General features: G+C 70.2%; 11 protein-coding genes. 8 read left to right on the top strand and 3 right to left on the bottom strand.

The features are described from left to right. Positions 1 to 5: 5 nt before the first annotated feature. Positions 6 to 2,753, bottom strand: a complete 2,748-nt coding sequence (gene ppdK, locus DIZ27_RS14370; RefSeq protein WP_375231970.1) for a pyruvate, phosphate dikinase — start codon at positions 2,751 to 2,753, stop codon at positions 6 to 8. 530 nt (positions 2,754 to 3,283) lie between these two features. On the opposite strand from ppdK, the gene DIZ27_RS14360 reads away from it, so the two are divergent. From DIZ27_RS14360 to DIZ27_RS14350, 3 genes are all read left to right on the top strand, one after another. Next, positions 3,284 to 5,068 (top strand): CDP-alcohol phosphatidyltransferase, encoded by a 1,785-nt coding sequence (locus DIZ27_RS14360; RefSeq protein WP_375231969.1) that lies wholly within the window; start codon positions 3,284 to 3,286, stop codon positions 5,066 to 5,068. A 189-nt stretch (positions 5,069 to 5,257) separates the two neighbouring features. After that, positions 5,258 to 6,871, top strand: a complete 1,614-nt coding sequence (locus tag DIZ27_RS14355) for a sodium-dependent transporter (RefSeq protein ID WP_109378793.1) — start codon at positions 5,258 to 5,260, stop codon at positions 6,869 to 6,871. Next, positions 6,871 to 7,008 (top strand): methionine/alanine import family NSS transporter small subunit, encoded by a 138-nt coding sequence (locus DIZ27_RS14350; protein WP_109378792.1) that lies wholly within the window; start codon positions 6,871 to 6,873, stop codon positions 7,006 to 7,008. Before DIZ27_RS14355 ends, DIZ27_RS14350 begins: the two co-directional genes overlap by 1 nt. A gap of 95 nt (positions 7,009 to 7,103) precedes the next feature. Here the strand turns inward: DIZ27_RS14350 and dusB are convergent, their stop codons facing one another. Next, positions 7,104 to 8,174 carry a tRNA dihydrouridine synthase DusB gene (gene dusB, locus DIZ27_RS14345; RefSeq protein ID WP_258308383.1) on the bottom strand — a complete coding sequence of 357 codons (1,071 nt, stop codon included), beginning with the start codon at positions 8,172 to 8,174 and terminating at the stop codon, positions 7,104 to 7,106. Positions 8,175 to 8,424: 250 nt separating this feature from the next. Between dusB and DIZ27_RS14340 the strand changes: the two genes are divergently transcribed. Beyond that, entirely contained in the window at positions 8,425 to 9,870 is a 1,446-nt protein-coding gene (locus DIZ27_RS14340) for an MFS transporter (protein ID WP_109378995.1), read from the top strand. A gap of 79 nt (positions 9,871 to 9,949) precedes the next feature. Then, positions 9,950 to 10,156, top strand: a complete 207-nt coding sequence (locus DIZ27_RS14335) for a hypothetical protein (RefSeq protein WP_109378791.1) — start codon at positions 9,950 to 9,952, stop codon at positions 10,154 to 10,156. Between the two features lie 65 nt (positions 10,157 to 10,221). On the opposite strand, the gene DIZ27_RS14330 is transcribed toward DIZ27_RS14335, so the two are convergent. Then, positions 10,222 to 11,604: a glycine--tRNA ligase gene (locus tag DIZ27_RS14330; RefSeq protein WP_109378790.1), complete on the bottom strand. Its 1,383-nt coding sequence runs from the start codon at positions 11,602 to 11,604 to the stop codon at positions 10,222 to 10,224. Positions 11,605 to 11,764: 160 nt separating this feature from the next. On the opposite strand from DIZ27_RS14330, the gene DIZ27_RS14325 reads away from it, so the two are divergent. Genes DIZ27_RS14325 through DIZ27_RS14315 form a run of 3 tightly spaced genes read left to right on the top strand, consistent with a single transcriptional unit; the run spans position 11,765 to position 14,510 of the window. Continuing rightward, positions 11,765 to 12,754, top strand: coding sequence for a metal ABC transporter substrate-binding protein (locus DIZ27_RS14325; protein ID WP_109378994.1), 990 nt, complete (start codon positions 11,765 to 11,767; stop codon positions 12,752 to 12,754). Positions 12,755 to 12,797: 43 nt separating this feature from the next. Next, positions 12,798 to 13,604, top strand: a complete 807-nt coding sequence (locus DIZ27_RS14320; protein WP_109378789.1) for a metal ABC transporter ATP-binding protein — start codon at positions 12,798 to 12,800, stop codon at positions 13,602 to 13,604. Between the two features lie 3 nt (positions 13,605 to 13,607). After that, positions 13,608 to 14,510, top strand: a complete 903-nt coding sequence (locus DIZ27_RS14315; protein WP_109378788.1) for a metal ABC transporter permease — start codon at positions 13,608 to 13,610, stop codon at positions 14,508 to 14,510. The last annotated feature ends 10 nt before the right edge of the window (positions 14,511 to 14,520 follow it).

Below are 14,520 nucleotides of genomic sequence, written 5' to 3'. Positions count from 1 at the left end.
GGGACTCAGCGGTGGTCGCTGCCGTTCGAGGTGACCGCGGCGCGGCCGGCCTCCAGGCGGGCGACGGGGATGCGGAACGGGGAGCAGGAGACGTAGTCCAGGCCGGCCTCGTGGAAGAAGTGGACCGACTCCGGGTCACCGCCGTGCTCGCCGCAGACGCCGAGCTTGAGGCCGGGGCGGGTGGCGCGGCCGGCCTCGGCGGCGAGCTTCACCAGGGAGCCGACGCCGTCCCGGTCGATCGTCTCGAACGGGGAGACGCCGAAGATGCCCTTCTCCAGGTAGGCCGTGAAGAAGCTGGCCTCCACGTCGTCCCGGCTGAAGCCCCACACCGTCTGGGTGAGGTCGTTGGTGCCGAAGGAGAAGAACTCGGCGGCCTCGGCGATCTGGCCGGCGGTCAGGGCGGCGCGCGGCAGCTCGATCATCGTGCCGATGGCGAGCTTCAGCCGCGTGCCGGTGGCCTTCTCGACCTCCGCGATGACCTGGTCGGCCTCCTCGCGGACGATCTCCAGCTCCTGGACCGTGCCGACCAGCGGAATCATGATCTCGGCGCGCGGGTCGCCCTTGGCCGCCCGGCGCTCGGCCGCCGCCTCGGCGATGGCCCGCACCTGCATGGTGAACAGGCCGGGGATGACCAGGCCGAGGCGGACCCCGCGCAGGCCCAGCATCGGGTTCTGCTCGTGCAGCCGGTGCACGGCCTGGAGGAGGCGCAGTTCGTTCTCGTGCGGCTCCTGCCGGGACTCGGCGAGGGCCACGCGGACCGACAGCTCGGTGATGTCGGGCAGGAACTCGTGCAGCGGCGGGTCGAGGAGCCGGATGGTGACCGGGAGGCCGTCCATCCCCTCGAACAGCTCGACGAAGTCCTGCCGCTGCAGCGGGAGCAGCGCCTTCAGGGAGTCGTCGCGCTCGGCCTCGGTGTCGGCCAGGATCAGCCGCTCCACCAGCTCGCGCCGGTCGCCGAGGAACATGTGCTCGGTGCGGCACAGGCCGATGCCCTGGGCGCCGAAGCGGCGGGCGCGCAGCGCGTCCTCGGCGTTGTCGGCGTTGGCGCGCACCCGCAGCCGACGCTTGCGGTCGGCGAAGGCCATCATCCGGTGGACCGCCTCGACCAGCTCGTCGGCGTCGTCGGCACCCGGGTGCATCCGGCCCTCGAAGTACTCCACGACCGGGGACGGGACGACGGGTACCTCACCGAGGTAGACCTTGCCGGTGGAGCCGTCGATGGAGATCAGGTCGCCTTCCTCGACGACGTGCCCGCCGGGGACGGTCATCCGGCGGCGCTTGGTGTCGACCTCCAGCTCCTCCGCGCCGCACACACAGGTCTTGCCCATACCGCGTGCGACGACGGCGGCGTGCGAGGTCTTGCCGCCGCGGGAGGTGAGGATGCCCTCGGCGGCGATCATGCCGTCCAGGTCGTCGGGGTTGGTCTCGCGGCGGACCAGGATGACCTTCTCACCGGAGCGGGACCACTTGACGGCCGTGTACGAGTCGAAGACCGCCTTGCCGACCGCCGCGCCCGGCGAGGCCGCGATGCCGCGCCCGATCTTCTCGACCTTCGCCTCCTCGTCGAAGCGGGGGAACATCAGCTGGGCGAGCTGGGCGCCGGTGACGCGGGTGAGCGCCTCGGCCTCGTCGATCAGGCCCTGGTCGACCAGCTGGGTGGCGATCCGGAAGGCAGCGCCCGCGGTGCGCTTGCCGACGCGGGTCTGGAGCATCCACAGCTGACCGCGCTCGATGGTGAACTCGATGTCGCAGAGATCCTTGTAGTGGTTCTCCAGCGTCTCCATGATCTGCATCAGCTGGTCGTACGACTTCTTGTCGATCTGCTCCAGATCGGCGAGCGGCACGGTGTTGCGGATGCCCGCGACCACGTCCTCGCCCTGCGCGTTCTGCAGGTAGTCGCCGTAGACGCCCTGCTGGCCGGAGGCGGGGTCGCGGGTGAAGGCCACACCGGTGCCGGAGTCCGGGCCGAGGTTGCCGAAGACCATGGAGCAGACGTTGACGGCCGTGCCCAGGTCGTGCGGGATGCGCTCCTGGCGGCGGTAGAGCTTGGCCCGGTCGGTGTTCCAGGAGTCGAAGACCGCGTGGATGGCGAGGTCCATCTGCTCGCGCGGGTCCTGCGGGAAGTCCCGGCCGGCCTCGGTCTTGACGATCTTCTTGAACTTGGTGACCAGCTTCTTGAGGTCGGCGGCCTCCAGCTCGGTGTCGACCGCGACCTTCTTGGCCGTCTTCGCCGCCTCCAGCGCGTCCTCGAAGAGGTCGCCGTCGACGCCGAGGACGGTCTTGCCGAACATCTGGATGAGGCGCCGGTAGGAGTCCCAGGCGAAACGGTCGTCGCCGGCCTGCTTGGCCAGGCCCTGTACGGACTTGTCGGAGAGGCCGATGTTCAGGACGGTGTCCATCATGCCGGGCATGGAGAACTTCGCCCCGGAGCGGACCGACACCAGGAGGGGGTTGTCGGGCTGGCCGAGCTTCTTGCCCATCGCCGCTTCGAGGGCGTCGAGGTGCGCACTCACCTCGTCACGCAGTGCCGCCGGCTCCTCACCGCTGTCCAGGTAGACCTTGCAGGCCTCCGTGGTGATGGTGAAGCCGGGAGGGACGGGAAGACCCAGATTGGTCATCTCGGCGAGGTTCGCACCTTTGCCGCCGAGCAGGTCCTTGAGGTCCTTGTTGCCCTCGGTGAAGTCGTAGACGAACTTCACGCCCTCAACACTCCCGCCCTGCTGGGCTCCATGGAGATCTTTGTTTTCCGACACGGGTCTCGACTCCTCGAGGACGCGGTGGCTGCCCTGACGAGCAGGAACATACCCAGATCAAAGGCATATGGGTACGTCCACACGTCCACCATGCGACTGGGAGCACTCCGCCGCCACTGGATCAAAAGTCAAAGACAAGTCAAGGTTTGGCAAGGAATTACAGCCTCGCGTGTTCACTTCTTGAACGCGACGATTCCGGATTGAGCCGCTCTACGCGCTCACCTGAGCAGCGATCGGCACGCTTGATTTCGCTCGATGAACGATCAAAGAGTGGCACCCAGTGCCATCCTTTGAGAAGTGCAGCCGCCCATGATCCGCTCATTTGAGCGCAGCCCTTATCAAGGGTGGCGAGAATCACGCTGCCGCAGTCGCCGGGATTTCACCATGCGGACGCCTCCCGTACCCCCGGTCCCCGCGGCGGGACGGACCGTTGAACGAACCGGCCGGCACACCCGTACGGAACTGCGGCGGATCCGGACCCCCACGCCGGGTCCGCCTCCTCACCGGGTTTTGCACGGAAGGACCTCCGGGTGCCTGTCTTCACACGCCTGCGCCGGCCGACACGGACCACCGAAGAGAAACGAGGGGACGAGAAGCAGGGGGCAGAGACCCGCCCCACCCCTCCAGCCATCCGCACCTTCCGCGCCCTCAGCACCCGCTACGCCGCTCTGCGCGAACGGCACCCCCGCGCCGTGCGCGCCGCCCGCCGGACCCTGCACGTCCTCGCCGCCGTGCTGGTCTTCGGCGCCCTTCTGCTGCCCGACACCGCCGGCGCCCTGCGCCCCGACCGGTTCACCCGGATACCGGCCGAGGCGATCATCGGGGCGGCGCTGCTCCCCGCCCTGCCGCGCCGGCCCCGGATCGTCGCGGCCGCGCTGTACGGGGTCGGCCTCGCCGTGCTGACCGTGCTGAACCTGCTGGACATCGGGTTCAACGAATACCTGGGCCGGGGCTTCAACCTGGTCCTCGACTGGGGGCTGCTCGACGACGCCCAGGCCTATGTCGGGGACTCGATGGGCCCCGCGACCGCCACGGCCGCCACCGTCGGCGCGATCGCCCTCGCCCTGCTCCTGGTGGTCGTGATGGCGCTGGCCGCCGTCCGGCTGAGCGAGCTGCTGGCCCGGCACCGCGCGCGGGCCGCCCGGGGCGCCCTCGTCGCGGGCACCGTGTGGATCACCTGCAGCGCCCTCGGCCTGCAGGTCCTCGGTACGCCGGTCGCCTCGGACCGGGCCACCGCGGCGGCGAAGGCGCAGGCCCGGCGCGTGGTGGACACGCTGCGCGACGAGGCGGAGTTCGAGAAGGTGGCGCGTTCCGACGTCTTCGCGGCCACGCCCCCCGGCGGGCTCCTGCCCGACCTGCGCGGCAAGGACGTGCTCATCACGTTCATCGAGAGCTACGGCCGCACCGCCCTGGAGGACCCGGTGATCGCCCCCGGCGTCACCCGCACCCTCGACACCGGCACCGAGACCCTCGCGAAGGCGGGGTACCGGGCCCGTAGCGGCTGGCTGACGTCGGCGACGTTCGGCGGCAGCAGCTGGCTCGGCCACTCGACGGCGTTGTCCGGCCTGTGGATCGACAACCAGCAGCGCTACCGCACCGCCACCGCGAACGACCGCCTCACCCTCACCAAGGCGTTCGGGAAGTCCGGGGCGTGGGACACCGTCGGCATCATGCCGGGCGTCCAGAAGAACTGGCCCGAGGCGAAGTGGTTCGGCCTCGACAAGGTCTACAACGCCTTCCAACTGGGCTACGAGGGGCCGAAGTTCAGCTGGTCGACGATGCCGGACCAGTACACCCTCGAGGCCTTCCAGCGCCTGGAGCACAGCAAGGAGCGCGACCGGGGCAAGAACCTGATGGCGGAGATCATCCTGACCTCCAGCCACCAGCCCTGGGCACCCCTCCCCGAGATGGTCGGCTGGGACGAACTCGGCGACGGCTCCGTCTTCGGCCCCATCCAGAAGGCGGGGAAGGAGCCCGGCACCCTGATGACGGACGCCACCAAGTCCCGGCAGGAGTACGGCAGGTCGGTCACGTACTCGGTGACCGCCCTCACCCGGTGGCTGGAGCGTTACGGCACCGACGACACCGTCCTCGTCTTCCTCGGCGACCACCAGCCCCTCGCCCGGGTCAGCGGCCTGCGGGCGAGCCGGGACGTGCCGGTGACGATCGTCGCCAAGGACCCGGAGGTGCTGGAGAAGATCGCCGACTGGAACTGGACGGAGGGCCTGAGGCCCGCCGGGGACGCGCCCGTGTGGAAGATGGACGCGTTCCGCGACCGCTTCCTGAAGGCCTACGGCTCCGTCCCGCACCCCTAGGACCCTGGTCGGCAGGGCAACGGCACCACCGGTCCGGTCAGCCGCGCAACCCGCACGTGGCCTCGGACGACACCGCGTGCCGGGCCCGGCGGCGAGGAGTGTGACCGTTATCCGGAGACCTCTGTTCACCAGGCGTTCCTGTTGCTAGCGTGCCGCGCTACGCAAAAAAATGACCAAGGAACCGTGATCATGTCCAGTCCTTCCCGTGAGCAGTGGGGAAGCCGCGCAGGTTTCCTGTTCGCCGCGATCGGATCGGCGATCGGCCTCGGCAACATCTGGCGCTTCCCCGCCGTTGCCTACGAGAACGGCGGCGGGGCCTTCCTCCTGCCGTATCTCGTCGCACTGCTGACCGCCGGCATCCCGTTGCTCGTCCTCGAGTACTCGATCGGCCACAAATACCGGAAGTCACCCCCGGCGGCCTTCCGCAAGCTGTCCAGACCCGCGGAGGTGATCGGCTGGTGGCAGGTCGCGATCTGTTTCGTGGTCGCCGCCTACTACGCCGTCATCATCGCCTGGGCGGTGCGCTACATCGGTTACTCCTTCGGCGAGCAGTGGGGCAGCGACGCCAACGCCTTCTTCTTCGGCGACTTCCTCCAGGCCGCCGAGACGCCCGGCGTCATGTCCTCCTACGTGGACGGTGTGCTCTGGCCGCTCATCGCGGTCTGGGCGGTCGTGCTCGTCATCTTGGCGCTCGGCATCCGCAACGGGATCGAGAAGGCCAACAAGTTCTTCATCCCGCTGCTGGTGCTCTTCTTCGTGGTCCTGGTCGGCCGCGCGCTCACGCTCGACGGTGCCGGCGAGGGGCTGGACAGCCTGTTCCGGCCGGACTGGTCGGCGCTCGGCGACGGCAGTGTGTGGGTCGCCGCGTACGGGCAGATCTTCTTCTCACTGTCCATCGGCTTCGGCATCATGATCACGTACGCCTCCTACCTGCGGAGGCGCTCGGACCTCACCGGCTCCGCGATGGTCGCCGGCTTCGCCAACAGCGCCTTCGAGATCCTCGCGGGCATCGGTGTGTTCGCCACCCTCGGCTTCATGGCCGCGGCCCAGGGCGTCGGGGTGGACGAGGTCGCGAGCTCCGGCATCGGCCTGGCGTTCGTGGCGTTCCCGACGGTCATCTCCCAGATGCCGATGGGCGCGCTGTTCGGCGTGCTGTTCTTCGCCTCGCTGGTGCTCGCCGGCCTCACCTCGCTGATCAGCATCGTGGAGGTCGTCATCGCCGCCGTGCAGGACCGCACCGGTATGCGCCGGGTCCCGGCGGTCCTGGGCGTCGGCGGGGCCGTCGCCCTGGTGTCGATCCTCGTCTTCCCGACCGACAGCGGCATCTACCTGCTGGACGCGGCCGACCACTTCATCAACCAGTACGGCATCGCACTCGCCGCGCTGGTCGTGCTCGTCGTCGTGGGCTGGCTGCTGCGCCGGCTGCCCGCCTTCCAGAAGCACGCCAACGACGTCTCCTCGATGCGGGTCGGCCGCTGGTGGCTGATCTGCCTCGGCATCGTCACTCCGCTGGTGCTCGGCTGGATGATGGTCGACAGCCTGCGGGCGGAGTTCGCCGAGAACTACGAGGGCTACCCGACGGAGTTCCTGCTCTGGGCGGGCTGGGGCGTCGCCGCTGCGGCGCTGCTCGTCGGCGTGGTCCTCAGCCTGGTGCCCTGGCGCTCCGCCGACTCCGAAGCCGCCGAGAAGGCGGGCTCCGAGGCGAGCACGGAGGTCGGCGCGAAGACGGGTCCGGACTCTGCCGTGGAAGCGGGCGCGGGCACCGGCTCCGGCTCCGATGCACCGGAAGGGGGGAAGAACTGATGTCGACGAGTGCGATCATCATGCTGGTCGTGGCCATCGTGATCGTCTGGGGCGGTCTGGTGGGCGCCATCGTCCACCTGCGCCGCCACCCCGAGCGTCCCGAGGAGGACGCGGCCCCGGCGCAGCCGACGGCCTGAGCGGTCCGGACACACCTGTACGGCGCTGTTGTACGGCTCTGTTCCGCGGGGAGCAGAGCCGTACCGCTCCCGAACCCGCCGTCGAGCGGCGCCGATCAGCCGCCGGACGTGTCGAGTTCGGCGTCCTCGCCGACGCCCGCGCACTCGTACGGGTCCTTCAGCCAGCCGTCCGGCAGCGCCACCCGGTTGTTGCCGGACGTACGGCCGCGGGGACCGTCCGCGCCGGTCGGCCAGGGCTGGTCCAGGTCCAGCTCGTCCAGCCCGGAACGCAGCTCCCGGAGCGAGGAGGTGATCGCGAGCCGCTTGCGCATCTCCGAGCCGACCGCGAAGCCCTTCAGATACCAGGCGACGTGCTTGCGGAAGTCGATCGCTCCGCGCGACTCGTCCCCGATCCACTCCCCGAGCAGGGTCGCGTGCCGGACCATGACGTCGGCGACCACGCGCAGCGTGGGCCTGCGGAAGTCGTCCCGGCCCTCGAAGGCCGCGACCAGGTCGGCGAACAGCCACGGCCGGCCCAGGCAGCCGCGCCCCACCACGACCCCGTCGCAGCCCGTCTCGCGCACCATCCGCAGCGCGTCGTCGGCGGACCAGATGTCGCCGTTGCCGAGCACGGGGATCTCCGGCACGTGCTCCTTCAGCCGGGCGATGGCGTCCCAGTCGGCGGTGCCGCCGTAGTGCTGGGCGGCGGTGCGGCCGTGCAGGGCGACGGCGCTCACGCCCTCCTCGACGGCGATGCGGCCGGCGTCCAGGTAGGTCAGGTGGTCGTCGTCGATGCCCTTGCGCATCTTCATCGTGACCGGCAGGTCCCCGGCGCCGCTCACCGCCTCGCGCAGGATGGACCGCAGCAGGTTCCGCTTGTAGGGCAGGGCCGAGCCGCCGCCCTTGCGGGTCACCTTCGGCACCGGGCAGCCGAAGTTGAGGTCGATGTGGTCGGCGAGGTCCTCCTCCGCGATCATGCGGACGGCCTTGCCGACGGTCGCCGGGTCGACACCGTACAACTGGATCGAACGCGGCGTCTCACTCGCGTCGAACCTGATCAGCTGCATGGTCTTCTCGTTGCGTTCGACCAGCGCCCGGGTGGTGATCATCTCGCTGACGAACAGCCCCTTGCCCCCGCTGAACTCCCGGCACAGGGTGCGGAAGGGTGCGTTGGTGATCCCGGCCATGGGAGCCAGCACGACGGGCGGCCGGACCGCGTACGGGCCGATCGTCAGGTCCGACCGGTCCGAGTGGTCCGGACGGTCCGAGTGGTCCGGACGGTCCGAATGGTCCGGGCGGTTCGACGGGGGCTGGGTCGGAGTGGGCGTGGGCGTGGGCATTCCCCCATTGTCCCGCATCCCGAGGGCTGCCCGGCACGACACATGTGCACCTGTCATTAGTTAGCCGCACTATTGAACCGCGCGTACGATGGAACCCATGCCCGAGCTCAGCCCGCGCCGACGCCTCCTCGTGCTCGCGATCTGCTGCATGAGCCTGCTCATCGTGAGCCTGGACAACACGGTGCTGAACGTCGCCCTGCCGTCCCTCCAGAGGGACCTGCACGCGAGCACCGCGGGTCTCCAGTGGACCATCGACGCCTACACCCTCGTCCTCGCCTCGCTGCTGATGCTGGCGGGCTCCACGGCCGACCGGATCGGCCGCAAACGGGTCTTCATGACGGGGCTGGTCGTTTTCACTCTCGGCTCGGTGCTGTGCTCGCTCGCCCCGAACCTGGACGCGCTGGTCGCCTTCCGCATGGTGCAGGCGGTGGGCGGTTCGATGCTCAACCCGGTCGCCATGTCGATCATCACCAACACCTTCACCGACCCGCGCGAACGCGCCCGCGCGATCGGCGCGTGGGGCGCGGTCGTCGGCATCTCGATGGCGGCGGGTCCCCTGGTCGGGGGCCTGCTGGTGGACTCCGTCGGCTGGCGCTCCATCTTCTGGATCAACCTGCCGGTCGGCCTCGCCGCCCTCGCCCTCACCCTGCGCTTCGTCCCGGAGTCCCGCGCCCCCGAGCCCCGCCGCGCCGACCCGGTCGGTCAGCTGCTGGTCATCGTCCTGTTCGGCTCCCTGACGTACGCGATCATCGAGGCGCCGCACGCGGCGCCCTCCACCACCGTCCCCTTCGCCCTCCTCGCGCTGGCGGCCCTGATCGCCCTGCTGCTCTACGAGTCCCGCCGCCACGAACCCCTGATCGACCTGCGCTTCTTCCGCTCGGCACCGTTCAGCGGGGCCACCGTGATCGCGGTGAGCGCGTTCGCCGCGCTCGGCGGGTTCCTGTTCCTCTCCACGCTCTACCTGCAGAACGTACGAGGCCTCAGCGCCCTGGACGCCGGCCTGTGGATGCTCCCCATGGCCGTCCCGACCTTCCTGTGCGCCCCGCTCTCCGGCCGTCTGGTCGGCAGCCGGGGCCCCCGCCTGCCGCTGCTGATCGCGGGCGGCGCGATGACGGTGAGCGGGCTGCTCTTCGCCCTCTTCGAGGCCGAGACCTCCAATGCCACGCTGTTCGTCGGGTACGTCCTGTTCGGCGTCGGCTTCGGCTTCGTCAACGCCCCCATCACCAACACCGCCGTCTCCGGCATGCCCCGCGCCCAGGCCGGGGTGGCCTCGGCGGTGGCCTCCACCAGCCGGCAGCTCGGCCAGGCGCTCGGGGTCGCGGTGGTGGGCGCGGTGCTGGCGGCGGGAGTGGGCTCGTCGTCGTACGCGGCCGGCTTCGTGTCGGCGGCGCGGCCCGGCTGGTGGATCCTCACCGCGTGCGGGCTCGCGGTGCTGGTGGTGGGCGCGGTGACCTCCGGCCGCTGGGCCCGCGCGACCGCGCGGCACACGGCCGACCGGCTGGAGTCGGCGGAGATCCGCGAGGCGGCGGGCGTGGACGCGTAGCCGCACCCGGACCGGTCCTCCACCGAATTCACCTGCGCGCAACCCCCGTTGGTGTCGCTCTTGCCGCACACTCTGCGGCATGCCGCAGAGCGACACGAGCAAGGTCCGCCGCTGGGACCAGCACGGCCGGGAACACGTCGTACGGATCCGGCGCACCTGGGGGCGGCGCACGATCAGCTGCGAGACGTGCGACTGGCGCAGACGCGCCCGGTTCCTGCCCCGGCTGAAGGCGGAGGAACATCTGGCCCGGGCCCACCAGGCGACGGTGGACCCCACGGGAACGTGAACCGCCCCGGGCGGCGCGGGAGGCGCTGCCCGGGGCGGGTTCGACGGAGTCGCGGTGCTACGACGTCAGCAGCCGATCAGGCGGCTCGCCAGGTAGCCCTCGATCTGGTCGAGGGAGACCCGCTCCTGCTTCATGGTGTCGCGCTCGCGCACCGTCACCGCGTTGTCGTCCAGGGTGTCGAAGTCGACCGTGACGCAGAACGGCGTACCGATCTCGTCCTGGCGGCGGTAGCGGCGGCCGATGGCACCGGCGTCGTCGAACTCGATGTTCCAGTGCTGCCGCAGCGTCTGGGCGAGGCCCTTGGCCTTCGGCGACAGCTCCGGGTTGCGGGAGAGCGGGAGCACCGCGACCTTGACCGGGGCCAGGCGCGGGTCGAGGCGCAGCACCGTGCGCTTCTCCAGCTTGCCCTTGGCGTTGGGCGCCTCGTCCTCGACGTAGGCGTCGAGCAGGAAGGCGAGCATCGCCCGGCCGAGACCGGCCGCCGGCTCGATGACGTACGGCGTCCAGCGCTCGCCGGCCTCCTGGTCGAAGTAGGAGAGGTCCTGGCCGGAGGCCTTGGAGTGGGCGCCGAGGTCGTAGTCGGTGCGGTTGGCGACGCCCTCCAGCTCGCCCCACTCGCTGCCGCCGAACTGGAAGCGGTACTCGATGTCAGCGGTGCGCTTGGAGTAGTGGGAGAGCTTCTCCTTCGGGTGCTCGTACCACCGCATGTTCTCCTCGCGCATGCCGAGGCCGGTGTACCAGTTCCAGCGCTGCTCCATCCAGTATTCCTGCCACTGCTCGTCCTCGCCCGGCTTGACGAAGAACTCCATCTCCATCTGCTCGAACTCGCGGGTGCGGAAGATGAAGTTGCCGGGCGTGATCTCGTTGCGGAAGGACTTGCCGATCTGGGCGATGCCGAACGGCGGCTTGCGGCGCGAAGTGGTCTGCACCTGGGCGAAGTTGGTGAAGATACCCTGGGCGGTCTCGGGGCGCAGGTAGGCGACGGAGCCGGAGTCCTGGGTCGGGCCGAGGTGGGTGGAGAGCAGACCCGAGAACTGCTTGGGCTCGGTGAACTGGCCCTTGTTGCCGCAGTTCGGGCAGTTGACGTCGGCGAGGCCGTTCTCGGGGGCGCGGCCCTTCTTCTCCTCGTACGCCTCTTCCAGGTGGTCCGCGCGGAACCGCTTGTGGCAGGCGGTGCACTCGGTGAGCGGGTCCGTGAAGGTGGCGACGTGACCGGAGGCGACCCACACCTCGGGGGCCAGGATCACCGACGAGTCGATGCCGACCACGTCCTCACGCGAAGTCACCATGTAGCGCCACCACTGGCGCTTGAGGTTCTCCTTGAGCTCGACACCCAGCGGCCCGTAGTCCCAGGCGGCACGCTGGCCGCCGTAGATCTCACTGCAGGGGAATACGAAGCCTCGGCGCTTGCTCAGGCTGACGATGGTGTCGATCTTGTCGGCGGCCACGGTGCTCTCTTCATTACGACGACGGGCGACGAAGCGAGATTGCTTCCAGCGAAGTTCTCAGGCTACCGGCGGGCCCTGCTCCTGGACCAATTAGGGCCTGCCGCAGGCCTCTCACCCAGCTTGTTGACAACGGTTTCCATGTTTGTTGAAAATGGGTGTCATGAACGTACGACGACGCCTCATACCCGCGGCTGCGGCGACCGCGGTCACCGCAGCCGCCCTCGGCGCCCTGTCCGCCTGCTCCTCCGGCAGCAGCGCGGCCGTGGGCAACACCGACAAGTTCGACGTCGTCGCCTCCTTCTACCCCATGGCCTTCCTCGCCGAGCAGATCGGCGGCGACCATGTGAACGTCACCAGTCTGACCCAGCCCGGCCAGGAACCGCACGACCTGGAGATCAGCGCCAAGCAGACCGCGCAGCTCGAGGAGACCGACGCGGCGCTCTACCTCAAGGGCCTGCAGCCCACCGTCGACGAGGCCATCGGCCAGTCCGGTGTGCGCACGAAGATCGACGCGGCCACGCTGACCTCCCTCGACCACGCTCCCGGGACCGGCGGCCACGAGGACGACCACGGCCACGACGACGAGCACGGGCATGGCGACGAGCACGGGCACAGCCACAGCCACGACGGCCGGGACCCCCACGTCTGGCTCGACCCGGCCAAGTACGCCGAGATCGCCGAGGGCGTCGGCAAGGCCTTCCAGAAGGCCGACCCCGACCACGCCACCGACTACAAGAAGAACACCGAGGCCCTGGTCGGCAAGCTGAACGACCTCGACGCCGAGTTCAAGACCGGCCTCGAGCACCGGAAGACCGACGTCTTCGTCACCACCCACGCCGCCTTCGGCCACCTCGCCGCGCGCTACGGCCTGACCGAGGAGGCCATCAACGGCCTCGCCCCCGAGGCCGAGCCCAGCGCGGCGCGCGTGAAGCAGCTCACCGAGACCGCCAAGGCCGACGGGGTGACCACCGTCTTCTACGAGACGCTGATCAGCGACAGGACGGCGAAGACCATCGCCCGCGACGCCGGACTCAGGACGGACGTCCTCGACCCGCTCGAGGGCATCACCGACAAGTCCCGCGGCGACGACTACTTCCAGGTCATGGAGTCCAACCTGCGGGCCCTGCAGACGGCGCTGGGCGCCGAGTGACCCACTCGAACCACCGGAAGGACACCGGCATGAGGACGGCAGCATGAGCACCGAGCCCGTCATATCCCTGCGCAGCGCCCACGCCGAGCTCGGCTCGCGCCCCGTCCTGCGCGGCATCGACCTCACCGTGCACCGCGGCGAGGTGGTCGCCCTGCTCGGCGCCAACGGCTCCGGCAAGTCGACGGCCGTGCGCAGCGTCATCGGCCAGGTGCCGGTCGGTGCCGGCGAGGTCGAGCTGTTCGGCACCCCGCAGCGCCGGTTCCGCCACTGGGCGCGCGTGGGGTACGTACCGCAGCGCACCACGGCCGCGAGCGGCGTGCCCGCCACGCTGACCGAGGTGGTCTCCTCCGGCCGGCTCTCCCGCACCCGCTTCGGCGTGTTCCGCAAGGCCGACCGCGAGGCCGTGCACCGCGCCCTGGACCTGGTCGGCATGGCCGACCGGGCGAAGGACTCGGTGGACGCCCTCTCCGGCGGCCAGCACCAGCGGGTCCTGATCGCCCGCGCGCTCGCCGCCGAACCCGAGCTGCTGATCCTGGACGAACCGATGGCGGGCATCGACCTGGCCAGCCAGGAAGTGCTCGCCGAGACGCTGCGCGAGCAGGTCGCGAAGGGCACCACCGTGCTGCTCGTCCTGCACGAGCTGGGTCCGCTGGAGCCCCTGATCGACCGGGCGGTCGTGCTGCGCGACGGCTGCGTCGTACACGACGGCCCGCCCCCGCAGGCGGCGGCCAGCACTCCCCCAAGCTCTCAACTGCGTTCGAGCAGGGGGGACCCCCAGCCCGGCCACGACCACGTCCACCCGCACGCACCCGCGGGCGCCGAACCGATCCGCACCGGACTGCTGAGCTGATCCATGGAAATCCTGAACTACGCCTTCATGCAGCGGGCGCTGCTGGCGGCCGTCCTGGTCGGCATCACCGCCCCCGCGATCGGCATCTACCTCGTACAGCGCCGCCAGGCCCTCATGGGCGACGGCATCGGACACGTCGCGATGACCGGCGTCGGCCTCGGCTTCCTGCTCTCCTGGTCGCCGGTGTGGATGGCGGCCCTGGTCTCCGTCCTCGGCGCCGTCCTCATGGAACTGATCCGCTGGTACGGCAGGACCCGCGGCGACATCGCCCTCGCCATGCTCTTCTACGGAGGCATGGCGGGCGGTGTCATGTTCATCAACCTCGCCCCGACCGGGTCCAACGCGAACCTCACCTCCTACCTCTTCGGCTCCCTGTCGACGGTCTCCGAGTCCGACGTCACGGCCATCTGCCTGCTGGCCGCCTTCGTCGTGCTGGTCACCCTCGGTCTGCGCCGCCAGCTGTTCGCGGTCAGCCAGGACGAGGAGTTCGCACGGGTCACGGGCCTGCCGGTGCGGTTCCTGAACCTGCTCACCGCCGTCACGGCGGCGGTCACCGTCACCGTCGCGATGCGCGTGGTCGGCCTGCTGCTGGTGAGCGCGCTGATGGTGGTGCCCGTCGCCGCCGCCCAGGCGCTCAGCCGCAGCTTCGCCGCCACCTTCGCCGTCGCCGTCGCCATCGGCGTGACCGTGACCATCGGCGGCACGGTCACCTCGTACTACCAGGACGTGCCGCCCGGCGCGACGATCGTGCTGCTGACGATCGCCGCGTTCATCGTGCTGACCGCGCTGGCCACCCCGCTGGCCCGCCGCCGCGCCCGTGCCCTGGCCGCCGCGCAGCCCGTCCCGGACCCCGCGGAATGCGCGGTCCCGGCCGGCCGGGACGCCACCGGCGAGGCCGACGCCTGACTGCTCCCGG

It is taken from the genome of Streptomyces sp. NWU339 (genome assembly GCF_003143855.1).
Taxonomy (GTDB): domain Bacteria; phylum Actinomycetota; class Actinomycetes; order Streptomycetales; family Streptomycetaceae; genus Streptomyces.
This window is presented reverse-complemented; position numbering and strand designations above follow the sequence as displayed.